20 protein-coding genes and 1 pseudogene are annotated in these 25,640 nt (G+C 59.6%); 5 read left to right on the top strand and 16 right to left on the bottom strand.

All coding sequences use genetic code 11. From position 1 onward, the window contains the following. Window positions 1-714: a polyprenol monophosphomannose synthase gene (locus NMA52_RS11650; protein ID WP_254827839.1), complete on the bottom strand. Its 714-nt coding sequence runs from the start codon at window positions 712-714 to the stop codon at window positions 1-3. Between the two features lie 38 nt (window positions 715-752). Here NMA52_RS11650 and NMA52_RS11645 point away from each other — a divergent pair, with 38 nt between their 5' ends. After that, window positions 753-1,565 carry a transporter gene (locus tag NMA52_RS11645; protein ID WP_254827838.1) on the top strand — a complete coding sequence of 271 codons (813 nt, stop codon included), beginning with the start codon at window positions 753-755 and terminating at the stop codon, window positions 1,563-1,565. Window positions 1,566-1,795: 230 nt separating this feature from the next. Here the strand turns inward: NMA52_RS11645 and NMA52_RS19190 are convergent. The 6 genes and pseudogenes from NMA52_RS19190 to NMA52_RS11620 all read right to left on the bottom strand — a co-directional run. Then, window positions 1,796-2,281 (bottom strand): annotated as a pseudogene (locus NMA52_RS19190) (transposase); the annotation flags it as partial. A gap of 259 nt (window positions 2,282-2,540) precedes the next feature. After that, window positions 2,541-3,272, bottom strand: a complete 732-nt coding sequence (locus NMA52_RS11640) for a (Fe-S)-binding protein (RefSeq protein ID WP_254827837.1) — start codon at window positions 3,270-3,272, stop codon at window positions 2,541-2,543. 88 nt (window positions 3,273-3,360) lie between these two features. Then, the gene (locus NMA52_RS11635; RefSeq protein WP_254827836.1) at window positions 3,361-4,929 is read right to left on the bottom strand and encodes an AAA family ATPase; all 1,569 of its coding nucleotides are present in this window, start codon (window positions 4,927-4,929) and stop codon (window positions 3,361-3,363) included. Window positions 4,930-5,052: 123 nt separating this feature from the next. Then, window positions 5,053-5,241, bottom strand: a complete 189-nt coding sequence (gene rpsU, locus NMA52_RS11630; RefSeq protein WP_099105555.1) for a 30S ribosomal protein S21 — start codon at window positions 5,239-5,241, stop codon at window positions 5,053-5,055. A gap of 90 nt (window positions 5,242-5,331) precedes the next feature. After that, window positions 5,332-5,628: a hypothetical protein gene (locus NMA52_RS11625; protein ID WP_254827835.1), complete on the bottom strand. Its 297-nt coding sequence runs from the start codon at window positions 5,626-5,628 to the stop codon at window positions 5,332-5,334. An 11-nt stretch (window positions 5,629-5,639) separates the two neighbouring features. Continuing rightward, window positions 5,640-6,167, bottom strand: a complete 528-nt coding sequence (locus NMA52_RS11620; protein WP_254827834.1) for a hypothetical protein — start codon at window positions 6,165-6,167, stop codon at window positions 5,640-5,642. Between the two features lie 260 nt (window positions 6,168-6,427). On the opposite strand from NMA52_RS11620, the gene NMA52_RS11615 reads away from it, so the two are divergent. Then, window positions 6,428-8,878 carry a TonB-dependent receptor domain-containing protein gene (locus NMA52_RS11615; protein WP_254827833.1) on the top strand — a complete coding sequence of 817 codons (2,451 nt, stop codon included), beginning with the start codon at window positions 6,428-6,430 and terminating at the stop codon, window positions 8,876-8,878. Here NMA52_RS11615 and NMA52_RS11610 read toward each other — a convergent pair. Together NMA52_RS11610 and NMA52_RS11605 are read right to left on the bottom strand one after the other, a co-directional pair. Then, a complete protein-coding gene (locus NMA52_RS11610; protein ID WP_254827832.1) occupies window positions 8,875-9,699 on the bottom strand; it encodes an alpha/beta hydrolase in 825 nt (274 codons plus the stop codon). The two genes, NMA52_RS11615 and NMA52_RS11610, sit on opposite strands and share 4 nt — an antisense overlap. A 60-nt stretch (window positions 9,700-9,759) precedes the next feature. After that, the gene (locus tag NMA52_RS11605; protein ID WP_254827831.1) at window positions 9,760-10,929 is read right to left on the bottom strand and encodes a T9SS type A sorting domain-containing protein; all 1,170 of its coding nucleotides are present in this window, start codon (window positions 10,927-10,929) and stop codon (window positions 9,760-9,762) included. A gap of 388 nt (window positions 10,930-11,317) precedes the next feature. Here NMA52_RS11605 and NMA52_RS11600 point away from each other — a divergent pair, with 388 nt between their 5' ends. Then, on the top strand, window positions 11,318-12,280 hold the full coding sequence (locus NMA52_RS11600; protein ID WP_254827830.1) for a RimK family alpha-L-glutamate ligase: 963 nt from the start codon (window positions 11,318-11,320) through the stop codon (window positions 12,278-12,280). A gap of 480 nt (window positions 12,281-12,760) precedes the next feature. Here NMA52_RS11600 and NMA52_RS11595 read toward each other — a convergent pair whose 3' ends face one another. Next, window positions 12,761-13,165, bottom strand: a complete 405-nt coding sequence (locus tag NMA52_RS11595; RefSeq protein WP_254827829.1) for a DoxX family protein — start codon at window positions 13,163-13,165, stop codon at window positions 12,761-12,763. Window positions 13,166-13,175: 10 nt separating this feature from the next. Continuing rightward, on the bottom strand, window positions 13,176-13,622 hold the full coding sequence (locus NMA52_RS11590; RefSeq protein WP_254827828.1) for a hypothetical protein: 447 nt from the start codon (window positions 13,620-13,622) through the stop codon (window positions 13,176-13,178). A 134-nt stretch (window positions 13,623-13,756) separates the two neighbouring features. Between NMA52_RS11590 and NMA52_RS11585 the strand changes: the two genes are divergently transcribed. Further along, window positions 13,757-14,818, top strand: a complete 1,062-nt coding sequence (locus tag NMA52_RS11585; protein WP_254827827.1) for a branched-chain amino acid aminotransferase — start codon at window positions 13,757-13,759, stop codon at window positions 14,816-14,818. Between the two features lie 61 nt (window positions 14,819-14,879). Here NMA52_RS11585 and NMA52_RS11575 read toward each other — a convergent pair whose 3' ends face one another. The 3 genes from NMA52_RS11575 to NMA52_RS11565 all read right to left on the bottom strand — a co-directional run bounded on the left by NMA52_RS11575 (window position 14,880) and on the right by NMA52_RS11565 (window position 20,352). Continuing rightward, a complete protein-coding gene (locus NMA52_RS11575; protein WP_305884746.1) occupies window positions 14,880-15,857 on the bottom strand; it encodes an FAD:protein FMN transferase in 978 nt (325 codons plus the stop codon). Between the two features lie 121 nt (window positions 15,858-15,978). Continuing rightward, the gene (locus NMA52_RS11570) at window positions 15,979-19,107 is read right to left on the bottom strand and encodes a hypothetical protein (protein WP_254827826.1); all 3,129 of its coding nucleotides are present in this window, start codon (window positions 19,105-19,107) and stop codon (window positions 15,979-15,981) included. A gap of 213 nt (window positions 19,108-19,320) precedes the next feature. Next, a complete protein-coding gene (locus tag NMA52_RS11565) occupies window positions 19,321-20,352 on the bottom strand; it encodes a glycoside hydrolase family 43 protein (RefSeq protein ID WP_254827825.1) in 1,032 nt (343 codons plus the stop codon). Window positions 20,353-20,527: 175 nt separating this feature from the next. Between NMA52_RS11565 and NMA52_RS11560 the strand changes: the two genes are divergently transcribed. Next, the gene (locus tag NMA52_RS11560; protein ID WP_254827824.1) at window positions 20,528-22,357 is read left to right on the top strand and encodes a glycoside hydrolase family 15 protein; all 1,830 of its coding nucleotides are present in this window, start codon (window positions 20,528-20,530) and stop codon (window positions 22,355-22,357) included. 507 nt (window positions 22,358-22,864) lie between these two features. On the opposite strand, the gene NMA52_RS11555 is transcribed toward NMA52_RS11560, so the two are convergent. Together NMA52_RS11555 and NMA52_RS11550 are read right to left on the bottom strand one after the other, a co-directional pair. After that, complete coding sequence (locus NMA52_RS11555; protein WP_371930960.1) at window positions 22,865-24,700, bottom strand: ABC transporter ATP-binding protein; 1,836 nt, start codon at window positions 24,698-24,700, stop codon at window positions 22,865-22,867. A 205-nt stretch (window positions 24,701-24,905) separates the two neighbouring features. Further along, window positions 24,906-25,550, bottom strand: coding sequence for a carboxypeptidase-like regulatory domain-containing protein (locus NMA52_RS11550; protein WP_254827822.1), 645 nt, complete (start codon window positions 25,548-25,550; stop codon window positions 24,906-24,908). Between the last annotated feature and the right edge of the window lie 90 nt (window positions 25,551-25,640).

Genomic DNA, 25,640 nt, shown 5'->3' with positions numbered 1-25,640 from the left:
TTACCGGAACCGCAGACTCAGGACGCCGAGAACCGCTTCGCGGATAATGGACTTGTGCATCTTGCTCTTTCCGGCTACCCGGTCGGTGAAGGTGATGGGGACCTCCACGATGCGGAACCCGAGCTTACGGGCCGTATACTTCATCTCGATCTGGAAGGCGTAGCCGATGAAGCGGATCTTGCTGAAATCCATGGCCTCCAACACCGGGCGCGAGTAGCACATGAACCCGGCAGTCGGGTCCTTTACCGGCATCCAGGTGACGATGCGGGTGTAGAGACTGGCTCCGTAGGAAAGAATGATCCGGTCCATCGGCCAGTTTTCCACGCTTCCCCCGCGGACGTAGCGGCTCCCGACGGCCACGTCACCCGGACCGTCGTGGCAGGCGGCACGCAGGCGTAGAAGATCGGCCGGCGTATGGCTGAAGTCGGCGTCCATCTCGAAGAAGTACTGGTACCTTTCCGGGCGCTCCAGTCCCCACCGGAAACCGTCGAGGTAGGCCGTTCCCAGTCCTAACTTACCCGATCGTTCGAGCAGATGCAGTTCGGCGGGGTAATTTAGCTGCAATTCGCGGACGATGTCGGCGGTACCGTCCGGTGAACCATCGTCGACCACCAGCAGGTGAAAAGGCTGCGACAACCCAAAGACGGTTTCCACCATACGTCCGATGTTCTCGCGCTCGTTGTAGGTGGGAATAATGACCAGGCTGTCGCTCAAGAGGGGTTCGATTGAGGCGCCAAAGATAGGATACGGGTATGAAAAAAAAATTTACTGGTCGCCTGCCGCTCCTCGCCGGCTTCCTCTGCTGCGTTGCCGGCTTATTCGGTCAGGGTCCCATCAGTGGCTTTCCCACGCCGAAGGGGGAAATTGCCGTAGCCCCCGCGTATAGCCGGGAGACCTACACCACCTATTTCGGGCAGGACGGCACCCCCGAAGACCGGGAGGTCACCACGACCAGCTACAGCCTCTTCGTGGAAGCGGGCCTGAACGATCAGACCTCGCTGGTCGCTACCCTGCCCTATATGCGCACCAACGACCGCCCGGGCAGTCTGCAGGATGCTTCCCTCTGGATCAAGTACATGAATCTCGACTTGCGCGGTGCCTCCGGCAACCAGCGGGTGTTCACGGCCATCGGCCTGAGTTTCCCGGTCGGCAGCTACGAGACGACGGGCATTGCCGCGCTCGGTCAGCGGGCGACCGTCTTCCAGGGTAGGTTAGTGTATCAGTACCAGTTCGATAGCGGCTTCTTCCTGCACGCGCAGTCGGGCATCGACTTCCAGTTCGCTCCCGAAAGCCGGTCGAGCTGGCCCGTGCTCCTGCGTACCGGCTACGGTACTAAGTACGTCTACGTAGAGGGTTGGGTGGAGTTCATCACGGCCCTCGAAAGCGGCACGGCCGTCCAGACCGCTACGGCCGGTACCGGCAGCAGCTGGCGGAGGGTGGGCGGCACGGTGTACGTTCCCGTCGTCAAGTGGGCCGGCTTCGTTCTCGGCGGAGCCTACGTCCTCGGCGGGGAGTACATCGGGAAAAGCGGTCGGGTAAATTTGGGGATGGTGGTGAAGCTGTAGAGGGGGGGGGTTAGGGGGTTAGTACGTTAGTCGGTTAGTCTTTAGGTGGGGGGTGGTTTTTTTTAGATGTATGGTAGGGGGTAGTATGGTAGCTGGTAGTGTGGTAAGGGGGTTAGTCGATTAGTGCGTTAGGCGGTTAGTCATTTAGCGGGGGGTGGTTTTGTAGATGTTTGGTGTGATAATATGGTAGCTGGTAGGAGGGATTAGGCAATAGTACTTTAGGCAGTTAGTCATTTGGTGGGGGGGGTGGTTTTGTAGATGTTTGGTGTGGTAATATGGTAGCTGGTAGGAGGGATTAGGCAATAGTGCGTTAGGCGGTTAGTCATTTGGCGGGGTGTGGTTTTGTAGATGTTTGGTGTGGTAATATGGTAGCTGGTAGGGGGGATTAGGCAATAGTACGTTAGGCGGTTAGTCATTTGGTGGGGGGGGTAGTTGTTGTCGAGGCTGGGGATAGTAAAATACGTGTGTCTAGGTTCGTTTGTAGTTGCTTGGTTTTTGGTGTAGTGCTTTCTCAGCTGCTCCGAGAGCCAGGCTGCCTTACATTTTATAGGTTCACGCATAATGCGGTGCCGGGCTTTCACCGGGTTATCCGTGTAGATCATGCGCCGCAGCTGGGGCGGAAAGTCCAAAAACGCCATTAACTCGTCCCATTGCCCGTTCCACAGATGCACGATTAGGGCATACTTGTGCCCCCAGGTGCTGGCAATGGCATCCTGGTTGGAGCGGGCCCGTTACCGGGTCTGGGCTGCCTATACCTTGCGCAAGTCGGCGATCACGACCTTACGGTCACGCCAGAAAGTGGAATGGCTACACGAACAAAAGATCCTGAGCCAGGCCGGCTCGCTCGATATCCGCACTCCCCCCCAAAAAGGGACGCGACGCCTTAGTTACCGAAGGATAATAGTAACCGTCCAACAGCCTAACTGCCTAACCGCCTAACCGCCTAACCACCCAACCGCCTAACCGCCTAACCGCCTACCCATTCAATATCTCCGCCACATGCATCACCCGCAACGGCAACCCCTCCCGCCGGATGAGTCCCTCCAGGTGCATCAAACAAGACATGTCTCCACTAGTGATGACTTCCGTCCCGTGACGTAAATGATCGGCGATGCGGTCTCGTCCCATCTTGGTAGACAATTCCGGCTGGTTCACGCTGAAGGTGCCGCCGAAGCCGCAGCATTCGTCCACCCGGTCCAGGGGCACCAGTTCGACGCCGTCAACCATACCCAACAGGTAGCGATAGTAGCTGAAGTCCGCCCCCACCCTTTCCGAACTTTCACCGAGCCGTAGGCCGCGCAAACCGTGGCAACTGTTGTGTACGCCCACCCGCGCGGGAAAGCGGGCGTTCAGTTGCTTCACGCCGACGACGTTGACCAGAAAATCCGCCAGCTCGAAGGTGCGCTCGCGCAGTCGCCGCACGGTTTCCGTCTGCTCCAGCGTATCGTAGTGATGCGTAACGTGGTACACGCAACTCCCCGACGGACACACGACGTAATCGTAGCTCCGGAAGGTTTCCACGAAGTGCGCGTAGATCGGCCGGGCTTCCTTTTCCATCCCGCTGTTCGCCAAAGGTTGTCCGCAACACGTCTGCTCCCGGGGGTACTCCACGGTACAGCCTACCTTTTCCAGCAACTGCAGCGTCGCGATCCCCGCCCGCGGGTAAAATTGATCGATGTAGCAAGGTATGAAGAGGCCGACGGTCATAGGTAAATGGGGTGAATGCTAGGCTCAAGGTAGCCAGCCCGTCCCGCATAACCGTCCGGTGGTGTACCGTTCCCAGGATGCCCCTTAACTACGCCTCCACACCACCGTACTCGAACTGTAGTTTTTCGAGTTGGAGTTGTAGACCTTCGAGGGAATTCCGGACTTCCTCGAGGTTCGCGGACACCACGCTCGCGTAATCCACATCGACGAAGAGGTGATCCCGGACGTCTCTGAGCTCGTCCGGCCCCTGCTCCCGGATCGCCCGGAGTTGCTGGTCGATGTAATTCCGCAAACGCTCGTGACGCTGGTCCCAGAATTCTCGTAGAATACGGTGCGGCTGCTTACGGATCACCTCCCTGCGTTCGACCAGGTGCGTCTTCAACCGGAACACGGTGTCCGTCCCGTTGAAGTTGACCTCGATGGTATTTTCCCGCGGCCCCTTCCGCCCCCGGATGCGGTTGACCAGGTTGCGCTCCTCGTCGTAAAAGTTGACGCTGGTGAATTCCTGGTTACTTAGCCCGCGGAACTGCTCGATGGTGACCAGTACGCCCCGAAACTGGCTCAGGTCCTTTTCCAGCTCGTAATAGCTCTCTTGCACGGGAAGCAGCTGTTCTTCCTCCCGCACGTGCGCAATGCGCGTTTCTTCGCGCACGTCCTCTTCAAATTCCCGGACCTCGCGCTTGAGCGCCGATAGATTGACGGCCACCGAATACCCATGTTTACGCACGGCATCGACGATCATTTCCAGGATCACCTCCCGCTGTTCCGGACCGTTCCAGAGGCAGTGCTCCAGGAGAAAGCAGTCCATGAGGTCCACCTTCGTCCGGCCGTGCAGGAAGGCGGAGGTGCGCAGCAGGCGGACCGCCTTCTTCCACCGGCGGTCGTAGATGTTGATGGGATTAGGGGCGTTGTTGGGTTGGGCGTTGTACTGCTCGATCTTGTACAGCAGCAGTTGGAGGGTGTTGAGCACTTCGGCCGGTACCGCTACGGCGTCAATGGTTCCCGACCAGCGGTCGAGCTCCTCCTCGGACAGTTTGGTAGCGGTGGGAATGTTGTCTTCGTAAACGTCCTGGGTGTCGACCACCATCTTGACGAAGTTCTGGTATTGACTGATCTTACCCAGCTCGAGCCGTACGAGAAAGCGGTCCCAGATCGGGGCGAGATTAGCGCTCCGTGGGGGGAGCTCGTTACTAGCAGTAATGATTCCCCGGATGTTCACCTTCATATCTTCCTCCCCGTTGCGGTAGATCTTTTCGTTGAGGATGGTAAGCAGGGCATTCTGGATGGCGGGGCCGGCCTTCCAGATCTCGTCCAGGAACACGATGTTGGCGCCGGGCAGGTAACGATCGGTAAGCCGCTCGTACTTGTCCTCGTCGCGGAGCTTCTTGATGGATATCGGCCCGAATACCTCGTCGGGCGTCGAGAATTTGGACATCAGATACTCGAAACTCACCCCGTCGCGGAAGGCGTACTTCAGCCGGCGGGCGATGAGGCTCTTCCCGACGCCCGGGGGTCCCAACAGGAAAATGCTTTCGCCCGCCACGGCGGTGAGCAGGGCCAGCCCCATCGCGTGATTCCGTTCGTAGAGGCCGGCGGTCAGGGCGGCCAGGAGGGATTCGGTGCGGTGGCGTAGATCGGTATCGCGTTTGACGGTCATAGCGGGGTTAACGGCGGGCGGCACCAATGGGTTGTGGCAAAATACAGGAACGGCTGCCGGGGAAGTTATCCGTCGACAGCCGTTCGATGATCGGTTCCCCGGGGGAACCGCCTATGGGCGTCCTTACTGGTCGCCGTACTTCTCCAGACGGTATTCCGCCTTCAGTTTCTCTTTCCGCCGCTTTACGCTGGGCTTGGTAAACTCACGCCGGTTGCGCAGCTCACGAATGACCCGGGTGTTAATGGACTTGCGCTTGTAGCGCTTCAGGGCGCGGTCGATATTCTCTCCCTCACGTACGTTAATAATTAGCATTCAGCGTTCATCTTTTTTAATTGGAGCGCAAAGATACGGCTTGTTTTCGGAAGGACCAAGGGGGTCGCTTAATTTAGTCGCTGGTCCGGGCTATACGCCCGCCTTGATCTCCACCACGGTCTTGCCGGCTTCCGTGCGGTACTTCAGGTGCTCCACGTCTACTTTACTGAGCAACAGCCGGGGGTCGGGCAGTGTATTCGCTGCGGCGGGTCGCGGCGGGGACGCGGGAGCAACGTTTTCCGGCGTGGGGGCCCGGCGAAGTTGGTTGAGCACCTCGTGCAGACCGAGGTTGATGATGTCATCGGAAAGCGCGATTTGACCCTCCACGCGGCTGCCGCTGAGGTCGGAAAAATCGGTTTCGATCAGGTGTTTAAGTACGGGATGCATGGGAATGATTCTTAGTTAGCCTTGAGGTGAAGGTGCAGTAGCAGACGGTTGGCCTCGCTACTGATCCGTAGCTGGTGAATGAGCGGTACGAGTTGCTGGTATCCCAGGTGGGTCAGCAGGGCCGGCATGTGGATGCGCACGTAGTCGCTGCTTACGTCGACTCCCCGGGGCAGGCGTGATTCGATCTGCCCCTGTACGAGATTGATCAGGGGCTTGTCGAGAAACTTGAGTCCCGACTCGATGTCAAAGCGCAGCCACGGTTGGTCGGGAAAGGTGACGGCCGCCCCCGGCACCAGCATCAACTGCCGACTCACGGTGCCGATCACCGGAGCGTCGGCCGCCAGGTGAACGCGGCAGCGGTTGTTTGCTTCCGGATCGACGTACAGCTCCCGGATCGGGGTGCCGGCCGGCCGGGCCGCCAGCACCTCGTTGAGGAGCGCACGGGTCAGGGGAAGCGTGAGCGATAGATCGGTCCCGGCCAGGGCGGCGGCGGGTTCCCGTAGGAGAGTTTGCAGCGTAGGGGATGCGGGTACGGCCATAGTGGCATAACCTCTTTCCGGCCGCCGGGTTCGCACGGAAAGCGGCGCCGCCAATCGCTCCGGACGGTGGTGGTATTCCTTACCCGCGGAACGGCTCGTACCCCGTGGAGATTCGCCGATGCGGCCCTAAAAATCGATACCTCCGCCCCTCATTCGATACTTCGGGCCGTTTACTCGACCATCCCGCCCTCCCCCTCTACCCAATTCCTGAACGGTACGTGAACCTCCACGTTGTAACAGTAGATCAGCATCCCGACCACATGAAGCCCATTTACACCGCTCTATTGATTCTTCTTTGCACCTGCGTCCGCGCCCAAACGGAAAGCGTGCCCCCCGACCTCGCCCCCAATACCGGTGCGGTGGACGGCCAACTCCGCGACGGGGGAAGTGAAGAGCCCGTGGGCTTTGCCAATATCGCGGTGTACCGCGTAGAGAACGGCGAAATGATCGGCGGTACCACCAGCGATATCGACGGCAAATTCACGATCAAGGACCTCCCCTACGGGAATTACCGACTCGAAGTGACCTTCATCGGCTACGAGGGCGAGGAGATGATGCTCGAGCTCAACGACTCCGAGCGCTTCCTACGCATCGGCGACATCACCCTGGAAGCCGGCGGAGCCACCGACCTCGATGAGGTCGTCGTGACGGCCGACCGCGCCATCATGGAACTGGGACTGGACCGCAAATCCTTCAACGTGGAGAAAAGCGTAGCGGCCAGCGGCGGCTCGGCGGAAGACCTACTGCGACAAATCCCCAGCATCACCGTCGACCTGGAGGGCAACGTGAGTCTGCGCGGCAGCGGCGGCGTGCGCTTCCTTATTAACGGCAAGCCCAGCGGACTGGTCGGCACCGACCCGGCCACTTACCTGAAGTCCCTCAGCTCCAGCAGCATCGAACGGGTGGAAGTCATTACCAATCCCGGCGCCGCCTACGATCCCGAGGGCACGGCCGGCATCATCAACATCGTCCTGAAGAAGAAGCAGGACGACGGCTTCAACGCCACGGTGAACCTGAACGCCGGAACCAATAATAAATTCGACGGTAACCTCGACCTGAACTGGCGTAAGGGTAAGTTCAACTCCTTCGCCGGTGTCAGCGGCCGCTACGACGAGCGCTTTTTCCGCGGCTTCCGCCAGCAGACGGGTACCCTGGGCGACAGCACCTTCAGCCGGGATTTCCTCTTCGACGGCGACCGCCTGCGCAAATCTCAAATGTTCAAGCTCGGCACGGAGTACAACATCAGTCCACGCGGCGTGATCGGCCTCCAGGGCAACGTGCAGTTCGAGCAGGGCAACAACAATAACCTGCGGACCACCGAATTCTTCAACAGCGAGGGTCAGCTGGAGCTCACCAGCGTCCGGACCGAAACCGAACCCGAAACCGAGAACGACTTCGAGGTGCAGGCCACCTACTTCACCACCTTCAAAAAGGAGGGGCGTCAGCTGTCTTCCAGCTTCCAGTACAGCGAGAACGACGAGGAAGAGATCGAAAACTACTCCGAAATACTTACCGATGCGCTGGGCGCCCCCTTCGGCACCGACCAGCAGCGGGCCCCCACCCTGGAAGACCGTAAACGATTCCTCGGCCAGCTCGATTACGAACAGACGATGGGCGACTTCAAATTCACCACCGGCTGGCGCAGCACCATGGAACGCACCACCCAGGACGCCGCGTTTCAGACCTTCGAGGGCGGCGGCTTCGAAAAGGTGGATAGCCTGAGCAACCTCTTCCGCTACGAGGAAAACGTCCACGCCGTATACGCCACCCTCGGCGGTAAGGTCGATAAGATCCGCTTCAACATCGGTTTACGCGCCGAACAGGCCCAGACGACCAGCATCCTACTCGAACCAAACGCGGAAATCTTCGAGAACAACTACTTCAAAGTGTACCCCAGCATCTTCGCCGGTTACGAGTTTGACGATAACACGACCCTCCAGGCCAGCTACAGCCGCCGCATCGAACGGCCCCGCGGCTACGCCCTCAACCCCTTCGTGGACCGTGGCGATCCCTTCAACCTCCGCAGCGGCAACCCCTTCCTGCTGCCCGAACTGATCAACAGCTTCGAGCTAAACATCCAGCAGCAGTACGGCAAGGGCACCTTTACCGGCGGGGTGTACTTCCGCCAGCTCAACGACATCATCAGCCGCATCACCCGGATCCTGCCCGGCGGCGTGAGCCTGAGTACCCGCGACAACCTCGACCGGGGCCGCGACTACGGAATTGAGATCATCACGACCTACCGGCCCACCGAAAAGCTTGACCTCACCTTCAGCGCCAACGGCTACCGCTCGGAGATCATCGGCAACAACCAGGACGAAAACATCGACCAAAATGGCTACCTCTTCAGCGGCAACGTGCAGGGCAGCTACGAACTACCGGGGGAGGTACAGGCGCAGTTCACCTACTTCTACCGCTCACCGGGCGTACGTCCGCAGGGGCGCATCGAAGCCATCCAGAGTCTCGACCTGGGCTTCCGCAAGGAAATTCTCGACGAGAAGGGGGCACTCACCCTCCGCGTCACCGACCTGTTCAACCAGCGTCGGTACCGCTTCACGACCGAAACCGGCGGCATCCTCACGACGAGCGAATTTCAGCGGGAAAGCCGCATCGTCTACCTCGGCTTCCAGTACAGCCTGAACCGACTTTCGCGGGAACGCGGGAGCAACGGTCGACGCGGTGACGGCGGTGGTGGCGAAGACGACTTCTAGGGGGCCGAGGTGATCCAGCCCAGCTCCCGGAGGAAGCGCTCGCTGGCCTCCATCGTCGCACGGAAGTGTTCCGCGTTCTGGACGTTGAAGAAGCCGTGGCGCCCACCCTCGTACACGTGCAACTCGCAGCGGCCACCCACACGTTCGATGGCCATGCAGTAGTACTCGGCCGTGGTCACGGGAATGAGATGATCGTCGGTGCCGAGAAAGAAGATGGTCGGCGGCGTGTCGGCGTCAATGTTGTGGAGCGGCGAAAAGCGGGGATACGCCTCCCCGATCCGCTCGTAACCGTAGCCGGCGGGACCGTTATCCACCACGGGATTAAAGAGCAGCAGGGCCGCCGGTCGGCTGCTGACGGAGAGGTCGTCGCCGGGATCGTTGTAGTCATCGATCATGGCCGTAGTGGCCGCCAGGTGACCGCCCGCCGAGCCCCCGGCCGCCGCGATCCGCGCCGTATCGATCCGCCACTGTCCGGCGTGCGCGCGTACGTACCGCAGGGCGGACTTGGCGTCCATGACCGCGGCAAAGGGGTCGGTGCCGTGGCCCTTTTTGGTCCGGTAGTCCGCTAGAAAGCAGACGAAGCCCCGCTGGTTAAAGTACTCCGCCTGGGGCCGCAGGTGCTCACGGGTACCCGTATTCCAGCCGCCCCCGAAAAAAAACACGATGGCCGGATGGGTGCCGGCGGGGTCATAATCATTCGGCAGCAGCACCTCCAGTTGCAGGGCCGTGGTATCGAGTTGCTTGTAGGTGACGAGTTCGGCGGACTGCCCGAAGAGTGTACTTCCGGCGAACAACAGGAGAAGGGGTAGCAGATATTTCATGTAGCGCGTTCAGTCGCCCAATATACGCATCGCACCGCCCCGGACGGGCCGGTCTCCCTGCTACTCTACCGTGAAGCGCCGCCGCCCCAGCAGCTGCCCGTCGCGGGAGACGAGCAAGATGTACACACCCCCGGGCAGCACCCTGGTAGGTATGACCGTGGACCGGCGTACTGCGGTAACCGTCCGCAACTTCCCACCGGTCGGGTTGATCACTTCCAGGTCGTAAGCCAGGTCATCCGGCAGCTCGACGGTGATTTGATCACCGGCCGGATTGGGGTAAAGCTGCACGTCGATCCGATGGGTAAGCGGTTCCCGGGTGGACACGGAAAGCTTCGCGGGATCGACGAAAGTGCCGCACCGACGATCGCCGGAGCTCAGATAGCGCAGGCTCGCCCACTGGGGCCCGGCCTGCCCATGAATGCTGTCTAAAGGAACTGGTACGAACTGGGTATAGACCGGCCCCGGTCCCCCGTCCACGTGGGAATCGTCCAGCCCGCAATTTTCCCCCGGCGGGAAGGTCACCGGCGTACTGGCCCGCAATTGGAGGAATCCGCACCGATGTTCGGAAAGTTCGCTCTTGGCCACCCGGCGGCGATCCGGACTGCCCGGGCTGATCAGCACTTGTCCGGGCTGCACCTCGGTGAGCGCGTCGGGCACCCGGTCGATGGTGAAGTCAAATACGGTATCCAGGCGAACGGCACGGTATCCGGCAAAACTGGGCACGTAGTCGTAGAAATCCCCCCGGGCCCGGTAGGCATAGATCCCCGTCTGAGTGGTGTCGACTTCCAGGATCGTAAAACTGGAGTTGCGGCGGGCGAAGGGAGTCCCGCTTCCGAAGGGTTCGGTGAGGTAATTGTAGGACTCTATCTGAAACGTATCCCCGACCGCGGCCAGTCCGTAAGTTTCGGGCTCCGGCAATTGCCGACCGGCTTCCGGCGCATCCATTCCGGCCAGTGCGTAGGTTGTTCTTTCGAAGAGGACTTGGTGGAACCGGATGCCGGTCACCAGTCCGTACCGCCGGCTGATCACGACTTCTCCCCCCACGGAATCCCCCCGCTCGGTAGTGAAGACGATACGCTTGATCTCGTCGGGTAGTCCCAGTACGGTGGCGGAATCCACCTCGGTTACCTCGGCCATTATTCGGTAGGGGCCGTCGACGTAGGCGAGCCACCGCTGCCCCACCCCGGCTCCCTGGTACAGGACGAATGGCTCATCCAGCTCATTGTACATGACGGTACTATCCGCCGTCTGGCACACGGAGTCGCCGAAGGCAAAGGCTACTTCACAGGTATAAATGTAGGCATATGGTAACCGCCCAGGGTAGTGTACAAGGCTTCACACGTCGTCTCCCCTACCCGGAGTCCGTAATACTGGCTGTCGAAACCGTAGGGTGCTCCGAAAAATTCGGCCTTTCGTACAAATACTGCACGTCCGGTCGGAATAGCTGATAATCGCTCTGGGCGCGGACGCAGGAGCAGAGTAGAACCAAAATAGCGAGATAAACCGGTTTCATCGTTGGTGTTCTTCCCCTAAATATGGCACTTTGCGGAATACGTGGACGTGCGGCGGACGTAAACATTCGTCGGCCGCTTACCTTAGTGCCTAACAAACCACCCATATGAAAAAGATCGGCATTCTCTACGGACGTGAGCGTTCCTTTCCGCCCGCCGTCATCCAGCGCATCAACGACAAAAATGTAGACGGCATCACCGCCGAACCGGTTAAGATCGATAAGGTCGGCCAGGGACTCAACCCCGGCTACGCCGTCATCATCGACCGCATCAGTCAGGACGTGCCCTTCTACCGGGCCATGCTCAAGAACGCCGCCGCTACCGGCACGGCCGTCATCAACAACCCCTTCTGGTGGAGTGCCGACGAGAAGTTTTTCAATAACGTACTCAGCGTAGGCCCCGCCGGCGTGCCCGTACCCAAGACCGTTCTCTTACCCAGCCACACCCACCCGGACGACACCACGGACGCCAGTTTCACCAACATGGCCTACCCCCTCGACTGGCAGAGCATTTTCAACTACATCGGCTGGCCCGCCTTCATGAAACCCCACGCCGGCGGCGGCTGGAAGAGCGTGTACAAGCTCAACGGCCCCGACGAACTCTGGAAGGCCCACGCCGAAACCGGTCAGCTCGTCATGATGCTCCAGGAAGCCATTGACTTCACCAGCTACTTCCGTTGCTACTGCATCGGCCGCAAGCACGTCAAGATCATGCACTACGAACCGCGCAACGAATTCCTCGATCGCTACAAGGTCAAGCATGACGTGAGCCAGGAACTCCTCAACACCATCCACGACTACGTCATCAAGCTCAACGAGTGGCTCGGCTACGACTTTAACACCGTTGAGTTCGCCATCCGCGACGGCATTCCCTACGCCATCGATTTCTGCAACCCCGCCCCCGATGCCGATAAGTTCAGCGTCGGCGAAGAGAACTTCGAATGGGTCATCGAGACGGCCGCCAACTACGCTATCGAACGTGCCCAACAACAACAGCCCGGTCGCGACAACCTCACCTGGGGGGAGTACATCCGCAGGGCGGTGGACGGGAGCTACGCGTTTGGGAAATAGGGGCGCTTAATTTTGGTAATTTAGTCCGCTCGCTGCGCTCGCTGGTAGTCGCGCTATCGCGCGGTTGGTCCCGTTCGCTAAAGCTCACTGATAGTATCCTGACCCTCCTGGCATCACCCACACCCGGCAATGCAACAGGTACACTATCGACTAACCGCGAGCTTGCGAGCGACCACGAGCGACCCCCGGGAGCGGGACTAAACTACCACCCGCGAGCTTGCGAGCGACTACCAGCGACCCCCGGGAGCGAGACTAAACTACCACCCGCAAGCCTGCGAGCGACTACCAGCGACCCCCGGGAGCGAAACTAAACTACTAACTGCGAGCCTGCGAGCAACTACCAGCGACCACCGGGAGCGAGACTAACCTACCACCCGCGAGCCTGCGAGCGACCACCAGCGACCAACGGGAGCGAGACCAAACTACCACCCGCGAGCTTGCGAGCGACCACCAGCGACCCCCGGGAGCGAGACTAAACTACTACCCTACTTTCTCCACAAACAGCCGATGGTCCAGCGAGTACCGGCCCGGGCCCGCGATCAGAATCGAAATGGCAGCAACGGCGTAATGCAGCGGACCGGCGATCCTCCCCCACTCATCTCCGTTGGCGGCGTGCACCAGGAAGGCGGCTACCAGCATGGTGATGATGTACGGGATGGTGGCGATGCGGGTGAAGAAGCCGATGGCAATCAGGATCCCGGCGAAGAATTCGGCGGAAGCGGCCAGCACTAAACTCGGCGCCGTGCCGATACCGATGGGGTCCGCGAACTGGAAATTCCCGTTCACTACCTTGATCACCTTCCCCAGTCCGTGGGCAAAAGCCATTTCCAGACCGAACCAGAGGCGAAGAATAAGCAGGGCGAGGTCGATGTTTCCCTTGGTCATATGGGGTTTTTTATGGAGTAGAGGCTACGAAATGAGCTTTGATGGCGGTCCAGAGGGCCCCGGCGGCGCGGTTGTCCCCGTCGTCTTTGGTTTGCTCGATGAATTCTAGACTATCGGCGATGAGGTAGGTCACGTCACCAACCGTGAGGGGGAAATAGTTGGCGACGGAAAAGTGCAGTCCGAGCCGTTGCAGGTCGTAACCGAAGAGGACGACTTTCGTCACGCCCAGGCGCCGCACCAGGCCCGCCAGATCCAGTTCGCGGTCGGCCGGCCATTCGAGTAAGTGCAGCTGACTGCCCGGCTCTGTATACCCCGCGGCTCCAAGTATGCGTCCCAGGAAGGCGCGACGTGCCAGTTCGCCGTAGTACACCACCAGCAGATCCAGATCGCGGGCGGGTCCTAGTTTTGCGACCGCCCCCTCCGTGTCCGGCTGACCGACCAAAGTAAATTCGAGCATACGCCAAAGATAAACGGCGGGCGGTAGCATTCGTAAATTGCCCGTTGGAAATCGTAAATCACAAATCGTTATTCGCAAAGTGTAAATCTTCTTCCGCCCCGCTTTACCTTTAGCCTGCGAAAACCGCCCCAGCCATGACTACCACGCAAATCCGTACCGAGCGCGTTCAACAAAGTCGCCTCGACACCGTAGACTTCAGCAATCTCCCCTTCGGCAAGATCTTCAGCGACCACATGTTCGTCAGCGATTACCGCAACGGAGAGTGGACCGACGAGCGGATCGTCCCCTTCGGTCACTTCACCATGCACCCGGCCAGCATGGTGCTGCACTACGGCCAGGCCATTTTCGAGGGAATGAAGGCAAGTAAGCACGAGGATGGCACGCCCATGCTCCTGCGCCCCGACGAGCACGCCAAGCGGCTCAACGCCAGCGCTCGCCGCCTCATGATGGCCGAGTATCCGGAAGACCGCTTCGTCGAGGCCGTCAGTCAGCTGGTGGCCCTTGATAAGGACTGGATCCCCCCCACCGAAGGCAGCGCCCTGTACCTGCGACCCTATATGTACGCGACCGATGAGTTCATCGGCGTACGGCCCAGCGAAACCTACCGCTTCTGCATCTTCACCGCTCCGGTAGGACCCTACTACGCCAAGCCCGTCCGCCTCGTGGTCGAGCAAGAGTTCGTCCGTGCGGTTCCCGGCGGCACCGGCGAGGCAAAGTCGGCGGGCAACTACGCCGGATCCCTCCTTCCCGCTCACCTAGCCCAGCAGAAAGGCTTCGACCAGGTCGTCTGGATGGGCGGCCCCAACCGCAACCAGATCCAGGAGGTCGGCACCATGAACATCTTCTTCGTCATCAACGGGGAAGTGATCACCCCCGCCACCGACGGCGCCATCCTGAAGGGCATCACCCGCAAGATGTTTATTCAGATTCTCCGGGACAAGGGCATCCCCGTCACCGAACGCGTGATCGAGATCGACGAAATCGTCGCGGCCTCCGAAGCCGGTCAGTTGGAAGAGATGTTCGGCGCCGGCACGGCCGCCGTGGTCAGCCACGTCAGCGAGCTGCAGTACAAGGATAAGCTCATGACCCTCCCCCCCGTCGAGGGCCGCAAAGTAGGTCCCATGCTGAAGCGTCACATCGACGGACTCCGCGCCGGTAAGGTCGAGGACACCCACAACTGGCTCGTCCGCGTCTAGTACGATGCTGCCTCCGGCGGCGATGTCCGCAGCAGTCTCCGACCGCGAGGGAAACCCCGTGCTACTCCCCCGCCAGCCCCGAGGTCACCACTACCTCCAGCTCCCCGTTCTCCCCCCGCACCAGAAAGTAGCCTTCCAGCTCCCGCTGTCCTTCGATCAGCTCCCGCGCGCCCGCCGCCCCCAGCACCATGCAGGCCGTCGCGAAGGCATCCGCCGTCGCGCAATCATCGGCCAGCACGCTCGCGCTCAGTAGGTCGTTGCGCTCCACCAGTCCGGTTTTCGGATTGATGGTATGGCTGTACTTTTCCCCGTCGACCTCGTAGAAGTTGAGGTAATTCCCGCTGGTGGCGATGGCCCGGCCGTTCTGCAGGGGCAGGGTACCTGCGGCGGAAACTTTGCCCGCGTCCTCGTCCGGAAGCCGGATACCAACCGTCCAGGGCTGACCGTTTTTAGTACCACCTGCACGCATTTCACCCCCAATATCAACGAGGTGATCGGGCCGGCCCAGACTATCCAGCAGGGCGGAAATCAGGTCAACCCCGTAGCCCTTGGCGCTCGCGTTGAGGTCAAGTTCGACTCCTGGTTTCGCCTTACGCAGGAAGCCGGCGTCGAAGGAGATCAGGTTAAAACCTACCCGGACCCGGGCACTGTCCAGGGCAACCGTGTCCACCTCGTTCGTCCGCCGGTGCTCCGCCCCCCCGAAGCCCCAGAACTTAACCAGGGGTGCTACGGTCGGATCGTACGCTCCCCGTGTTCGGTCGACAATGGTTGCCGCCAGCCGCAGGTTAGGAACGAAGTGCGCGGTCCCAGCCAGGGATACCCCGATATCGCTCCGGTTGAAGGCCGAAATGGTGCTCTCTTCCACCCATGGGGAAAGTTCGAGGTTATACGCTTCCAGTAGGCTGTCCACGGAGTTCTGCAGGCCGGGAACGGTCTTTCCGAGGTAGGTGACGCGGTAATAACTGCCCATGGCTTCTCCGCGGATGGCGTGGGCGGGCAGGTAGCCGTCGGGTACCGGGTCCCCGCAGGCAGCGAGCAACAGGCACAACAGTAGGGCGGGAACGCGGGAGCGGTGTAAGTAGGTCAGAGCAGTGATGGTCGTACGGTAGGCTGGTGGACCGCAAATTTAGCGCTCCCCGGCCTACCGCACGACCCCTAGCTTACCAGCCGGGCAGGAGGTTCACCCCAAAGCTCCAGCTGGCATCCTTCAGCAAAGGACGGGCGAAGTAGGGCTCCACGACGAACTGTCCGAAGACATTGACCCGGGTACTGACGCCCGCGGTAAAGATGGGCTTGACACCAGGACTGACCAGGAAGGGCTCACCGGTAACGGGATTGATAAGAACCTCCCCGTCCTTGTCCAGGGTGTAGGTGGGCCCGTTAAACTGACTGATGTCGGAAAATGCCATACCCCCGTCGACGAAGAAGTTCAGGTCGCTGAACAGGAACTTCGACTTGATGAGGGCGATCTGCTCCGGCCCGGTGAAGGGAATGCGGAGTTCGACGTTGCCGACCACCAGTTTGCTGCCGATCAGCTCCTCGATGCCGCGCCCGGCCGCGTCGAGATTGTTGACCGCGTTGCTGGCGTTTAGGCCCCGCATGTACCAGGGACTACCCACGTAAAGGGGGAAGAGCTCGTTTCCGCTGCTGCCGTAGCGGCCGTAGTGGAGTCCGCGTACGGCCAGGGCACCCTTGCCAAACCAGATGTAGCGCCGGTAGTCGGCATTCACGGCCGTGAAGTTGAATTCCCCCAGATACTGATCGACCCCCAGGCGGTAGCGGTGACCCCGGATTGGAGCAGTCATGCCAAAGCTGGAGTTATCCCCCACCAGCGCCACGCCGCCGTTGATCAGGTTGAAGCTCTCGCTCTCCAGATCGCGCCGCCGCTCGGGCTGCACGTTGGCCTGAATGGGGTAACCGGTGATGGGATTGTAGTAGCGGGCGTATTCGTCCACGCGGTTGTTGTACAGGCTGAAGCTCAGGCTACCCTCCAGACGAAGATTGGTATTGAAGGCCAGCGAGGCAAAGCCACCGACCTGATTCTGGTACAGTCGCTGGATCAGATAGGGCGCATTGATGAGCTCCGCGTAACCGTCGTCCGAAACCTGGATGGAATCCATGAAGGGTTCGAGCAGACCGAAGTTGCGGAACGGAATGCGGCTCAGACTGAACCCGTAGTTCACCTTAGTCTTACGGTTTACCCAGGCGACACTGCCCCCGAAGTCGGTGATCTCTCCGTTCAGGGACAGGCCGGTAAACAATTGATTGTTGCCGAGGATGTCGCTGAACAAGAGCTGCACGCCCCCTGCCAGTCCGGTAGTGGTCCCGAAGACCTGGTTGCTGCCGACCCCGGCACCCGCACCGCCGGAAGCGTAGTCGAGCTTGAACTTGGGCTTATAGGGCTGCCGGGTAATCTCGTTCAGGGAAATGACCGGCTCCTTGTCCATGTCCGTCAGCAGCTCGTCGACGACCAGTTCCGCACGACGATTGAGGCGTGGCAGGGTCGCGGGCGTAAGATCGACGGAGTCTTTGTCGACGGCCACGGCCGTCATTCGGTCGACGGGAGTGCCGAAGATCCGGTACCCCTTCTGATTGAAGTAGGTGTAGAGCAGACGATTGTTGCGCCGGTCGATGCTCATGGCCGGGGCGTAGGTAGTGATGCCCGAAACGCCGGTAATGAGGTCGGTCATTTGCGCTACGCTGTCCCGTGCGATGTCGTAGCGATAGATGTTCCGGAATCCGTTGCGGTTGCTGAGGAAGTACAGCATACCGTCGGCCCCCTCGACCGGGTTGAGGTTATCGGCACCGGGGAATACAGGAAGCTCCCGGCTCTCACGGCTCTCGACGTTGAGGGCGGCCAGGTTGAAGCGCAGAGCACCGTAGGGCCGCTCCTTGCGCTGTAGACCGCGGGCGTCGGTGCTGAAGTAGATCGTCTTGCCGTCGGCGGACCAACTCGGGTGAATCTCGCTGTACACGTCGTTGGTCAGCTGAGTCACCCGCCCGCTACGTACGTCGATGCTGTACAGATCGGTCTGGCCCTGCACCAGGCCGGATACGACGATGGACTTTCCGTCCGGCGACCAGGCCGGAAAGCTGAAGGCGGGGACCTCTTCCGGACGGATTTCCCGTTCGGCCTTCCCCTTCTCCACGTCGGCGATGATGAGGATGTTTTGTCCCTTACTGGTAGCGGTGTAAGCAAACTTCTTGCTATCCGGGCTCCACGTTCCGCTGTTCTCGATATAGCTCAGCGCATCGATGTGGCTGCCGATGGTGGAGGAACGAATCTTACGGACCTTCTCCCCGGAGCGGGCGTCGGCAAGGAAGAGGTCGATACTAAAGAGGTCCTGCTCGGACAGGTAGATCATGTACTTCCCGTCCGGGCTGATCTCCGGCGAGAGGTTGATGCGGCCGCCGTTGTTGTCGGGGCCTACGAGTTCATTTCCAACGAAGCGGTCGGTCTTGGCGTCTCCGATCTGGTCGCCGTAGGTCTTGCGAAGGGAATCTTCCCAGAGCTTACTGAAATCCTTGAAGTCGTAGCCGAGCACGAGCTTGGTAGCCCGCTCGATGCCCCATTTGGCCGTAGCGCGGAAGTAGGGGTTGATGACATCATCTCCCTGTAATCCGGTCACGAATGACCAAAAGGCCTGACCGTAGCGGTAAGGGAAGTACTTACCGCCGCTGAGATCCTTCAGGCTGGGAATGTCGTCGTTCAGTACCGCGTCGCGCATCCACATGGCCGTAAAGGGATCGACGGAACCGATGCTCAGGTATTCGGCCAGACCCTCCACCATCCAGAGGGGAAGCTTTTGCAGGTCGCGCAGACTGGTGCTGTCGCCCCGGATCACCATATCGTACTGGAAGGCGTGGACGAGCTCGTGACCCAGTACGTGGTGGGTCTGAGCGTTGGTCTGGGCCACGGGCAGTACTACCCGGTTCTTGAAGGCTTCGGTGACCCCGCCGGTCCCCTCGCCGATCGAGCCGCTGATGGCGTTGGTCTGCTGAAAATCCGCGTGGTTGGCATAGATGATCATGGGGTTCTTGAACGCGATGGTGTCCCGCAGTACGCGTTGGTGGTTACGGTACCACTCTTCACTGTCGTTCAGGAAGTTTTTCAGCCACTCTTCGTTATCGATGTAGGTATACAATTCGAAGTGCGGCGACTGATAGACGTCGTACTCGAATTTCTCGTAATTAGGCTTGTTCTGCCCGAAGGAATTGAAGCCCTGGGCGGGTAGTAAATAGGGAAGTGCGAGCAGCACCACCATCGTTACTCTGTATATCGCTTTCATCTGATTCTGCACTTGGTGTAGGGAGGTTCTTCCACTGATAAAACACCCCGCAGACGTCTAAACCCCTAAGCATTGCTTGCGCCGAGGCCTTAAAAAAATGTTATAATCCCCTCCACCGCTGCCGAAGTACACTGCTGTCTCCGACAGCGAAGTACAATGCTGTCTCCGACAGCGACAGCAAAATGGTGTCTCCGACAGCGCCCCCCCCACGCCCTACCTGATCCGATTCCCCGCCACTCCCTCCCGGGTCATCACCACCGGCCGGATCGTGCCATCGGCGTTGAACTCCATCCGGTCGATGCACGTCACCCGGTGATCGCGTCCTTCGTTCGGGATCGGGCGGCGGTGGTAGACGATGTACCAGTCGTCGGTGCCCGGCGTGTTGACCACCGAGTGGTGCCCCGCGCCCGTGGCGATGTCCGGATCCTGGGACAGGATCGTACCGATGCGCTCGAACGGGCCGGTCGGACTCCGTGCCATGGCGTAGGCCACTCGGTAAGAGTCGTTCGTCCAGCCTCCCTCCGACCACATGAAGTAGTAGGTGCCGTTACGCCGAAACATAAAGGGACCTTCCACGTAGCCCTCGGGGGTGACGTCGTGGAACAGCTGCCCGTCGGGCCAGGGAAGGAAGCCGGTGTAGGTGTCGTTCAGCACCCCGAGGTTGCACTTTCCCCAACCTCCGTAGAAAAAGTAATCCGTACCGTCCGTATCCCGGAAGACGAACTGGTCGATGGGCTGGGCGTCATGGTAGAAGGTGTCGATGAGGGGTTTGCCGAGGTGATCGGTGTAGGGACCGCCGGGGGCATCCGCTACCGCCACTCCGATGCCGCCGTAGTGGTTAATGTCGTTGTCGGGATCGAAGCCGTCGCGGGATGGCCGCTGCACGTCGTTGCCTCCGAAGAACAGGTAATACCGGCCATCCTTTTCGATAACCGAGGGTGCCCAGAGCGCCTGCCGGACCCAGGTGACGACGGAGGTGTCGAGGATCCGTTCGTGCTTCGTCCAGTGCACGAGGTCGGGCGAGGAGAAGGCATCCAGGTAAAGCTGATCAGTATACGCCGCCGACGTGGTGGGGAAGATCCAGTACTCCTTATCAGCTACCAGTACTTCGGGATCCGCGTACCAGCCGGGGAAGATGGGGTTTCCGGAGGTAGCCGAAGCCTGGGTGCCGGGTGGGTTGGTAGAAGTACACGCCACCAGGCCGCAGATGATGGTGGCGAAAATATGAATCGAGTATCTATGCATTGATTCGTAAGCTTTTAAGGACTGGACACCAGGCACTACAGCAAGCCGGGGAGTAGTCTTCACCCCTAAATGTAGGCTGGCGGGTGATTACCCGGGACCGTTGCTGTCTCCAAATAATAACTGCTCCCGCGGACCCGCCAAAACCAACGTATGAATTCTTCCGTTGGGACAAGCAATGAGCTCCCCTAACCCTTCCGCTGCCCCCGTGCAGGAGATCGATTCCGCCTACCCGGATCGCTACCTACCCATTGCCGAATACGGCATCATCGGCAATCTGCATACGACCGCGCTGGTCAGCGTCACGGGGAGTATTGACTTCATGTGCCTCCCCCGCTTCGATTCGCCCACCGTCTTCGGTCGTTTGCTGGACGCGGACGTCGGGGGCTTCTTCAGCTTTTCCTGCGTGGCCGAGGACACCAAACACAAACAACTGTACCTGCCCGGTACGAACATTCTCATCACGCGCTTTCTGAGTGAGGACGGCATCGCGGAACTCACGGATTTCATGCCGATCGTGCAGGGAGAACGGGATTTCGCCGTCTTCCGGCGCCTGAAGGGCGTCTACGGTCACCACCGGATCAAGCTCAATCTTCAGCCCAGGTTCGGGTACGGGAAGCGGGGATGCGTGATCGAGAAAAACCCGGAGGGGCGGGGCTACCTGATCCGTGATCCGGAGGGAGAACAGCCCACCATGTTGCTGCTCACCGACGCGCCGCTCGAAATTACGGATACCGGACTGGAGGCCGTCATCGACCTGCACCGGGGCGACGACGTCGACTTCATCCTGACCCTCAACGAAGGCATCGACTTCGATCTCGACTGGATGCACTGCTTCACCGAGTGCCGTAAATACTGGACCAACTGGTCGAAGAAGTGCCGCTACGAGGGCTTCTGGAAGGAGGCCGTATTACGCTCCGTACTCACCCTGAAGCTGCTGACCTCGGCGCGTTACGGCAGCACTATTGCCGCCGCCACTTTCGGCCTGCCCGAGCAGATGGGCGGCGTGCGCAACTGGGATTACCGCTACACCTGGATCCGCGATGCGGCATTTACAATGTACGCCTTCCTCCGACTGGGATACACCCAGGAGGCCGAGCACTTCATGGACTGGATCCGCGACAAGTGCATGGATCACCTGCAGCTGATGTACGCCGTGGACGGGGAAACAAAGCTGGAGGAACGCACCCTCGAACACCTGGAGGGCTACCACGGGAGCACACCCGTACGCATCGGCAACGGCGCCTACGACCAAAAGCAGCTCGACATTTACGGGGAGCTCATCGATACGATCTATCTCTACAACAAGGCGGGCGGAAGTATCACCAACAGTTTTTGGGCATCCATTACCAAACTGGTCGAGTTCGTTATCGAACACTGGCGGGATGAGGACCACGGCATCTGGGAGGTCCGTAGCGGCAAGCAGCGCTTCCTGCATTCGGCCGTCTGTTGCTGGGTAGCGATCGATCGGGCTATGAAGATTGCCGAAAACCGGAGTCTCCCCTACCCCATGGCGGAATGGCGGCGGGTACGCGACGAAATCTACGCCGAGATCTACGACGGTTTCTGGAACGAGGAGCTGCAGGCCTACGTCCAGTTCAAGGGCAGCGACACCCTCGACGCCAGCGCCTTGCTCATGCCCCTGCTGCGGTTCGTTTCCAGTCAGGAACCCCGCTGGCTGAGCACGTTTCGGGCTATCGAGGAAAAACTTTCCGCCGACGTCCTCATTTTCCGCTACAAGCTCGACCACGGAGCCACCGACGGCCTTGACGGCGATGAAGGGGCATTCGCCATTTGCTCGTTCTGGTACGTGGAATGTCTGGCCCGCATCGGTCAGGTCGACAAGGCTACCGTCGTCTTCGAAAAAATGCTGGGCTACGCCAACCACCTCGGCCTGATGAGCGAAGAGATCGGCCTGCACGGCGAGCAACTCGGCAACTTCCCCCAGGCCTTTTCTCACCTGAGCCTGATCTCGGCCGCCTTCCAGATCGAGAAGAAGAATAGATAGGGGGCTCCCGTTGGTCGCGAGGCTGTTGGTCTTTTAGGCAGTTAGGCTTGTAGGCTGTTGGTTCTTTAGGCGGTTAGTTTTTTAGGCGGTTAGTTTTTTAGGCTGTTAGTCTTTTAGGCTTTCACCCGCGCGGTAGTGACGGGGTTATCAACAATTCAGCAAACGAGGCTCCCCACATTACCATACTACCACACTACCAGCGAACACCGTGAGCAGACTAAACTACTACCAGCGAACACCGTGAGCAGACTAAACTACTACCAGCGAACACCGTGAGCAGACTAAACTACTACCAGCGAACACCGTGAGCGCCCTAAACCACTACCAGCGAACACCGTGAGCAGACTAAACTACTACCAGCGAACACCGTGAGCGCCCTAAACCACTACCAGCGAACACCGTGAGCAGACTAAACTACTACCAGCGAACACCGTGAGCGAGACTAAAGAACTACCAGCGAGCCCCGCGAGCGAGACTAAACTACTACCAGCGAGCCCCGCGAGCCCCCTACTTATACCCCGCCGCCTGCAAGGCAAACAACTCCGCGTAGCGGCCATCGAGCTGCAGTAATTCCTCGTGACTGCCTTCTTCCACCAGCCCCCCGTATTCCAAGAAAAGGATGTGATCGGCCATCCGGACGGTAGAGAAACGGTGACTGATCAATACGGCCGTTTTTCCCTCGATAAGTGCCGTAAAGCGCTGGAAAACTTCGTACTCGGCCCGGGCATCGAGGGCACTGGTGGGCTCGTCGAGAATAAGCAATTGGGCATCGCGCATGTAGGCACGGGCCAGGGCGATCTTTTGCCACTGTCCGCCGCTGAGGTCCACGGCGCCGGCGAAACGACGACCGAGCAGTTGATCGTAGCCGCCCTCGAGTCCGCCGACGACTTCTTCGGCGAGGGATTTTCGGGCACTGTCCTCGATCCGATCCTGATTGAGTTCCTCTTCGATCCGGCCGACGGCAATGTTTTCCCGCGCCGTCATCTGGTAGCGGAAGAAGTCCTGAAAGATCACGCCGACGTTGTCGCGCAGGGAGGAGAGCTCGTACTCCCGCAAATCGCGACCGTCCAGCAGGATGCGTCCTTCCGTCGGTTCGTATAGGCGGGCGAGCAATTTGACCAGGGTGGTCTTTCCGGCGCCGTTCTCGCCCACCAGGGCCACCTTTTGTCCGAAGGGAAGCTTGAACGACAGGTTGCGGATCGCGTACTTCTCCGTATTCGGGTAGGCGAAACTGACGTTCTCGAACTCCCAGCCCGTGCGGATGGGTTTCGGGAAGGGCAGCGCCCCCGCCTTGTCGGCGATCAGCGGCTTGATGGCGAAGAAGTCGAAAAGATCCTGGAGGTACAGGGCATTTTCCCCGATACTGGAAAAGCGCGATAGGATGGTCTGCAATCCCCCCTGCATGCGCTGGAATGCACCGGCCAGGAAGGTTAGGGAACCCACGGTAATCGCTCCGCTGATGGTCTGCAGAATAATGAGAACGTAGGCGCCGTAGTAGGTGAGTGAACTGATCGCGGAAAAGAAAGCTCCCCAGCTGGCTCGCCGTACGGCCAACTTCCGGTTAGCGTAGAAGTACTTCATCGACAGCGAGTGAAAACGATCGGTAATGAAGTTGGCCAGTCCGAAGATCTTCACTTCCTTGGCCGTGATGTCGCTGGCCCCGATGTAGCGCAGGTAATCCAGCTCCCGCCGCTCGGGCGTCCAGCTGCGCGTCAGGCTATACACCTGCTGATTGAAGTAATTCTCCTGAATGAAGCTGGGAATAACCGCCACGACCAGCAGCAGAATGAGCCAGGGATTAAAGGCCGCTACGCTAATTCCCAGCACGACCAGGGTCACGGTGCTCTGAAACTGCGCCAGCATCTGCGACATGAGCGTCGACCGGCTCGTCGTCTGCCGCCGTGCCCGCTCCATCTTATCGTAAAATTCGGAATCCTCAAAGTGGTACAGATCCAGGGTGGCCGCATGCCGCATCAGGTCCACGCTGGTCTGATTGGTGTAGAGATCACCGAGGAGGCTGTCCACCAGATTGATGCCGCGGCTCAGGAGGTCGGAGGTAAGGGCCAGCAGAAGTTCGAGGCCCACCATTTGCCAGAGAAAGGTCGTATCCCCCGTGCCGTCAATGATCAGCAGGACCTCGTCAATGATCAGCTTACCTACGTACAGAATGGCGGTCGGTAGCGCGGACTGCAACAGCCGCAACACGATGTTCGTAATCGTCAGCGGCGGTGACGTCCGGTAGATCAACCGAAAAAAAGGCGGCAAATTCCGGAGAGCAGTCAATTGGTCGCGCCAAGTCCTTTCCTCCTCCTTAGCCGTACCCGCTTTTCTACCTAATGCCATGCGCAATCAACAGCCCGTAGGCACATGAGTTCTCCGCTCCCTGACTCTACGAAATTACTCCCCCGGCCGCCTAACGTACTAACTACCCAATCGCCTAACGCTCTATCCTACTAAATTACTAACCGACTAACCTACTAACCTACCAAATTACTAACCTACTAAACTACTAAATTACTACCCTACTACCCTACCAACCCACCACCCCCTACTCCTTCTTCTTAAAATCCCCCCGCTTCCAGCCATCGAAGAACTGCTTCCAGGCTACCGGGCTGAAGATGTTCATGGGCGGCTTTTGTCCGATGTAGTACGTCTGCCGGGCTTGTTGGCGTAAGTAGTAGCTGCTGTTTTCAGCTCCCGAACGGGGCACGGTTTCTTGCAGGCGTTCGAGCTTATCGGCGGAGAGGTTTTCGGAGGCCCGCGATTGCAGCTCCGGCGTCACGTCCATCGCCAGAAATTCCAGCTTGAAATGGTCGCGACTGGGCCACGGGAACACCACCGCTTCGGGAAGGTCGATGGCGTTGTACGTCATGAGTTGCACGAGGCTGTACTTGTCGTCCTCCAGGTTACGGTCGATTACAAACTCCACGTCGTCGTAACCCAGGGCGCTGAAGAGGATCGTATCCCCCTTATGCGCCACGATGCTGAAGAAACCCTCCAGGTTGGCGTAGGTACCCCGGCCGTCGTTCTTGATGAGGACCGTTGCGTAGGGCACGGGCTGTAACTGACTCGTGGTACCGTCCAGCACCATGCCCGAAAACTGCACCAGCGGCTCCCCGTCCTGATCGACCAGCTGGGCCCGCAGGGCGGTGCCGAGGCCAAGGAATAGACAACAAAGGAAGAAGTACTTCATATTCGACGTTAACGTAATCGCAATAAGGACGCGGCAGGAGCCGGCTCGGTTGGGCTACGGCCATATTTCCGCAAGTTAGGGCTTGCTTTT

This window comes from Lewinella sp. JB7, from assembly GCF_024297185.1.
Classification (GTDB): Bacteria; Bacteroidota; Bacteroidia; order Chitinophagales; family Saprospiraceae; genus Neolewinella.
This window is presented reverse-complemented; position numbering and strand designations above follow the sequence as displayed.

Coding starts and splice junctions, on each gene's coding strand:
- NMA52_RS11645 (WP_254827838.1), top strand. CDS start 753: ATGAAAAAAAAATTTACTGGTCGCCTGCCGCTCCTCGCCGGCTTCCTC.
- NMA52_RS11640 (WP_254827837.1), bottom strand. CDS start 3,272: ATGACCGTCGGCCTCTTCATACCTTGCTACATCGATCAATTTTACCCG.
- NMA52_RS11635 (WP_254827836.1), bottom strand. CDS start 4,929: ATGACCGTCAAACGCGATACCGATCTACGCCACCGCACCGAATCCCTC.
- rpsU (WP_099105555.1), bottom strand. CDS start 5,241: ATGCTAATTATTAACGTACGTGAGGGAGAGAATATCGACCGCGCCCTG.
- NMA52_RS11625 (WP_254827835.1), bottom strand. CDS start 5,628: ATGCATCCCGTACTTAAACACCTGATCGAAACCGATTTTTCCGACCTC.
- NMA52_RS11620 (WP_254827834.1), bottom strand. CDS start 6,167: ATGGCCGTACCCGCATCCCCTACGCTGCAAACTCTCCTACGGGAACCC.
- NMA52_RS11615 (WP_254827833.1), top strand. CDS start 6,428: ATGAAGCCCATTTACACCGCTCTATTGATTCTTCTTTGCACCTGCGTC.
- NMA52_RS11610 (WP_254827832.1), bottom strand. CDS start 9,699: ATGAAATATCTGCTACCCCTTCTCCTGTTGTTCGCCGGAAGTACACTC.
- NMA52_RS11605 (WP_254827831.1), bottom strand. CDS start 10,929: ATGTACAATGAGCTGGATGAGCCATTCGTCCTGTACCAGGGAGCCGGG.
- NMA52_RS11600 (WP_254827830.1), top strand. CDS start 11,318: ATGAAAAAGATCGGCATTCTCTACGGACGTGAGCGTTCCTTTCCGCCC.
- NMA52_RS11595 (WP_254827829.1), bottom strand. CDS start 13,165: ATGACCAAGGGAAACATCGACCTCGCCCTGCTTATTCTTCGCCTCTGG.
- NMA52_RS11590 (WP_254827828.1), bottom strand. CDS start 13,622: ATGCTCGAATTTACTTTGGTCGGTCAGCCGGACACGGAGGGGGCGGTC.
- NMA52_RS11585 (WP_254827827.1), top strand. CDS start 13,757: ATGACTACCACGCAAATCCGTACCGAGCGCGTTCAACAAAGTCGCCTC.
- NMA52_RS11570 (WP_254827826.1), bottom strand. CDS start 19,107: ATGAAAGCGATATACAGAGTAACGATGGTGGTGCTGCTCGCACTTCCC.
- NMA52_RS11565 (WP_254827825.1), bottom strand. CDS start 20,352: ATGCATAGATACTCGATTCATATTTTCGCCACCATCATCTGCGGCCTG.
- NMA52_RS11560 (WP_254827824.1), top strand. CDS start 20,528: ATGAGCTCCCCTAACCCTTCCGCTGCCCCCGTGCAGGAGATCGATTCC.
- NMA52_RS11555 (WP_371930960.1), bottom strand. CDS start 24,700: ATGGCATTAGGTAGAAAAGCGGGTACGGCTAAGGAGGAGGAAAGGACT.
- NMA52_RS11550 (WP_254827822.1), bottom strand. CDS start 25,550: ATGAAGTACTTCTTCCTTTGTTGTCTATTCCTTGGCCTCGGCACCGCC.